Source organism: Synechococcus sp. CCAP 1479/10 (genome assembly GCF_019038515.1).
In the GTDB taxonomy this organism is placed as follows: domain Bacteria; phylum Cyanobacteriota; class Cyanobacteriia; order PCC-6307; family Cyanobiaceae; genus Cyanobium.
Map to the genome: position 1 here is coordinate 1 of NZ_JAFKRJ010000033.1, position 2,772 is coordinate 2,772.

General features: G+C 72.1%; 4 protein-coding genes. 3 read left to right on the plus strand and 1 reads right to left on the minus strand.

Annotated features, from left to right (window positions below):
• The coding region (locus tag KUG39_RS12470; protein ID WP_286194013.1) for an EamA family transporter at window positions 1-703 on the minus strand (703 nt) is incomplete at its 3' end.
• Between the two features lie 64 nt (window positions 704-767).
• On the opposite strand from KUG39_RS12470, the gene KUG39_RS12475 reads away from it, so the two are divergent.
• The 3 genes from KUG39_RS12475 to KUG39_RS12485 form a co-directional block, all read left to right on the plus strand.
• Window positions 768-1,400, plus strand: coding sequence for a phycobiliprotein lyase (locus KUG39_RS12475; RefSeq protein WP_216915280.1), 633 nt, complete (start codon window positions 768-770; stop codon window positions 1,398-1,400).
• A gap of 117 nt (window positions 1,401-1,517) precedes the next feature.
• The gene (locus KUG39_RS12480; RefSeq protein WP_094586832.1) at window positions 1,518-2,282 is read left to right on the plus strand and encodes a phycobilisome rod-core linker polypeptide; all 765 of its coding nucleotides are present in this window, start codon (window positions 1,518-1,520) and stop codon (window positions 2,280-2,282) included.
• Between the two features lie 241 nt (window positions 2,283-2,523).
• Window positions 2,524-2,772: Rho termination factor N-terminal domain-containing protein (locus KUG39_RS12485; RefSeq protein ID WP_216915292.1), on the plus strand; the 249-nt coding region annotated here is incomplete at its 3' end.

Consider the following 2,772-nt stretch of genomic DNA (forward strand, 5'->3'; position numbering starts at 1 on the left):
CCCGGGGCCAGGGGCGCCCGGCCGGCCGGGGCCCCTGGGCGGCCCGCGGCAGCCCCACCAGCAGCGGCAGCATCACCAGGGCCGCCGCCGCCAGCCGCAGGGTGGCGGCCTGCAGCGGCTCCGGCCCGCCGGCCAGCAGCCCCGCCCGCGCCAGCAGCGCCCCGCCGCTGCCGCAGGCCAGGGCCCCGAGCGCCAGGGCCACACCGAGCCCGTCATTGCTCGCCAGAGCGCCGCCCGCCCCATCACCGCCCGTGGGCAGGCCAGCCTCGGGGCCGTCCTGCCGGGGGGCGCGCTGGTGCACCACCAGCAGCACCGCCAGGGTGATCAGCGCGATCCCCAGCCACTGGGCCGGCCGGGGCACCTCCCCCAGCAGCGCCACCCCCGCCAGGCTGGTGACCGCCGGGCCGCCGGCATCGATGGTGAGGGTGCGCCGGGTGCCCAGCCGCCGCAGGGCAGCAAAGAACAGCGTGTCCCCCAGGGCGATCCCCAGCACGCCGCTGAGGGCCAGCAGCACCAGTGAGCGCGGCGCCATCTGCCACGGCATCACGAGGGCCAGCGGCAGCAGCAGGGCCACCGCCAGCAGGTTCTTGAGCAGGTTCAGCCGGGCGGCCGAGAGGGAGGTGGGCAGCCGGCGCCACAGCAGGCTGGAGAAGGCCCAGCAGAAAGCGGCCGCCAGGGCGGCGGCGACGGGGGCGGCGGACAAGGGGCCGCGGGAGGGTGGGGGAGTTGCGATCATCGCCTGATCGCGCCCATCGCCCGAGGCCCCCGTGAGCGGATCCATCGCCGACGCCATCAGCTTCTTCCGGCTCAGCTGCGGCCGCTGGCGCTCCCAGCGCAGCAGCCACCACCTGCTGCACCGCCGCGCCGAGGCGGGCGGCTCCTTCATTGAAGTGGTGGAGCTGGAGGCGGCCGATCCGCGCCTGGAGGCGATCGCCGTCCTGCACGGCCAGGATCCCGCCGGCCTGGTGGGGGGCTGCCGGGTGCGCTGGAGCGGCTCGATGGCCTGGGACAAGGCCGGCGAGGCCCACGAGGGCGAAAGCGTCTTCGGCCTGATCCCCACCGATGGACGGGGCCGCAGCGGCCTGCTGCTGCGTGACCGCGGCTACGCCGAAACGGCGCCGGTGGCCGGCCACTTCGCCATGGACGACCGCGACGGCCTGCTGCTCACCACCAGCTACGAGACGATGAACAGCCTGGAGCGCTTCAGCTTCGCCGGGCCCGACGTGCGCCTGCGCACCAGCACCGTCGAGGGGCTCTCCAACACCGCCTCCTTCTGCGTCGAGACCCGGATCGCCGACGGGGCCACCAGCGCAACCGGCGCCGGCGCCGACGCAACGGGCTCCCAGGCAGACGCCCCGGCGAGCCCCGAAACCGCCTGCCTGTCAGCCCTGGGCTGGTGACGGGGCGCGCGTTGGTGTTGTGTCGCCAACGTTACGGACTGTGAGCCCTGCCCTCCCGGGCCCGGGGCCGCCGGGGCCCTACTTCTACGATCCCCAACGACGGATGCCGGACCACGCGTGGCTCTTCCACTCCTCAAGTACGCCCCCACTTCCCAGAACTCGCGCGTCGCGCCGTTCCGGGTGGGTTCCGACGAGGACCCCAAGGCCGTGTCCATGGACAAGGCCATGGACCGGGAAGATCAGAATTTCGTGATCGAAGCGGCCTACCGCCAGATCTTCTTCCATGCCTTCAAGGTCGACCGCGACCGCACCCTTGAGTGCCAGCTGCGGGACGGCCAGATCACGGTGCGGGACTTCATCCGCTCCCTCTGCCTGTCGGACACCTTCAACCGCAGCTTCTACAACCTCAACAGCAACTACCGGGTGGCCCGCCACCTGGTCGAGAAGCTGCTGGGTCGCCCGGTCCACGGCAAGGCCGAGGAGATCGCCTGGTCGGCCGTGATCATGACCAAAGGGGTCAAGGGCGCGGTGGACGCCATCCTCGACTCCAAGGAGTACCTGGACGCCTTCGGTTACGACACCGTCCCCTACCACCGCAACCGCGTGGTGGGCTCCCGCGAAGTGGGTGAGACCCCCTTCAACATCACCTCCCCCCGCTACGAGTCCTACTACCGGGGCATCCTGGGCTTCCCCCAGATCGTCTACACCGGCAAGTCCCGCAGCTTCCCCGAGCGCGCCCAGCAGCGCCGCGGCGGCTTCCCGCAGGACTACCTGCCCTGGGTCCGCACCCTGCCCGCCCTGCGTGGTGTCGGCAGCGCCGCCGCCGGCAACACCGGCATGGACTACCTCTCCAAGGTTCCCTACCGCAGCATCGGCCGCTGAGTTCGGCCGTCGTCGGCCGGTCACCCACCGGCCCCTGAGTTCACCCTGGCCCCGCAGCGTCATTGCTGCAGGGCCTTTTTCGTGTCCCCGTCCGGGGAGAGGGGGGTCGGGCGCGCCCCAGGCCGTCAGTGGATGCTGACCCCGGCCGGCCGCTTCCGCCCAAAGCCGGAAAGGTCCTCCAGACTGATCCCAAACGAATTCTGATGTTGTGAGCCAGAAGACGCTGACCTCCCTGGCGATGATGACGCTGCGCCAGCTGCGGCAGATCGCCAGCGACCTCGGCGTGTCGCTCTACAGCCGCAAGTCCAAGGAGGAGCTGGTGGAGGCCATCAGCACCCGCCAGGTGGAGGAGGGTGAGGGGCGCAGCCTGGAGCGCATCGAGGCCGAGATGGCCCCGGCGCCCCGGCCGGCCGCCGAGACCCGCGTCGTCTTCCTGCCCCGCGATCCCCAGTGGGCCTACGTCTTCTGGGACATCTCCGAGGACGACCGC